This window comes from Mycobacterium sp. 1245852.3 (assembly GCF_001669335.1).
In the GTDB taxonomy this organism is placed as follows: domain Bacteria; phylum Actinomycetota; class Actinomycetes; order Mycobacteriales; family Mycobacteriaceae; genus Mycobacterium; species Mycobacterium europaeum_A.
The window spans coordinates 1-1,307 of record NZ_LZLL01000042.1 but is presented as its reverse complement, the minus strand read 5'-3'; the positions used below and the strand labels follow the sequence as shown (position 1 = coordinate 1,307).

The window sequence follows — 1,307 nt, the reverse complement described above, 5'->3', positions numbered from 1 at the left end:
CGAGAGCGCCGAGCGGGGAGGGCGAGTTCCTGTGTGGTCATGGCGCACGGATGGACGTCAACGAAGAAGATGCACCTCGACAAGTTTGCCGAGGTGTTCGCGGCGGCGGGACTTTGCGTGCTGGTCTTCGACCATCGGGGCTGGGGCGAGTCGGGGACAGCGCCCGGCAAGCCACGCCACGAAGTCGACCCATGGGAGCAGATCCGCGACTACCAGCATGCAATCACCTACGCGCAGAACCGATCCGGGGTCGACCCCGATCGTATCGGCGTCTGGGGAACGAGCTTCTCGGCGGCGCACGCGTTCGTTGTCGCCGCGATCGACCGGCGAGTGCAGGCCGTTTGCGGCCAGGCGCCGTTCATCAGCGGCCGGTCGACCTATGCCAACCTTGCCCGGGTGAACAATCAGGTGGTCGGCCCCCAGCGGTTCACCGCGGACCGGCGAGCCCGCGCTCGCGGCGCCCCACCGGAAATGGTGCCAGTCGTCGGGGCGGAGCCAACCACGCTGGTGGGCCTGCCCACTTCGGACGCCTACGCGTTCTTCACCGAGGCGCGCGCGGCGCTGGATCCGCAATGGCCCAATGAGGTCTCGTTGCGAAGCGTGGACAACTTCTACGGGTACGAACCGGCGCGCTACCTGCCCGACATCACACCAACGCCGTTGCTCATGATCGTCGGTCGCGAGGACAACTTGACCGGTGGGAGCCTGGCGGCGGCCGCGTACCAGACCGCGGCCGAACCAAAGAAGATCGTTTTCGTGCCCGGCGGCCACTTCGCGGCGTACACGGGCGACGGGTTCGCGCTGGCGGCCGGGGCGGCCCGGGACTGGTTCGCGACGCACCTCGGCTAGGAGAGCACGCGTCAAACGACCCAAGGTCGCTAAGCCCGCGTGCCGCCGCCGGTCATATGCGTCGTTTGCCGGGTGAAATGAGCCTGTCCGCGGTCTTATTCGCGGCGTCGAGCACCTCGGCCTGCCTGGCGGGATCAGACATGGCGCGCGAGATCGACACCGCCCCCACCATCAGCGCGACCAGGCTCCACGCCCGGCGTTCCGGGTCCGCGCCGTCAAATAGCTCCGCCATCCGCCCCGCCAGCGCGTTGATCTTGTGTTCGTACGCGTCCCGAGTGGACACTCCCGCCCGCGCCACATCGGCGCTGAGGGTCGGCATCACGCATCCGTCGTCCGGATTTTCCACGTGGTAGGCGCTGAGGTATTCCGCGACAAACGCTTTCAGCTTCGCCCTGCGTTCGGCCCTCGTGCCCGATTTCGTGTCGGAAACGAAAGGTTCACCGGCGGCGGCCTCGACA

At 67.6% G+C, this 1,307-nt stretch carries 1 protein-coding gene and 1 pseudogene; one reads left to right on the top strand and one right to left on the bottom strand.

From position 1 onward, the window contains the following. The coding region (locus A9W96_RS01715) for an alpha/beta hydrolase (RefSeq protein ID WP_156765083.1) at positions 1-849 on the top strand (849 nt) is incomplete at its 5' end. A 52-nt stretch (positions 850-901) separates the two neighbouring features. On the opposite strand, the pseudogene A9W96_RS01710 reads toward A9W96_RS01715, so the two are convergent. Continuing rightward, positions 902-1,307, bottom strand: a pseudogene (locus A9W96_RS01710) (hypothetical protein); the annotation flags it as partial.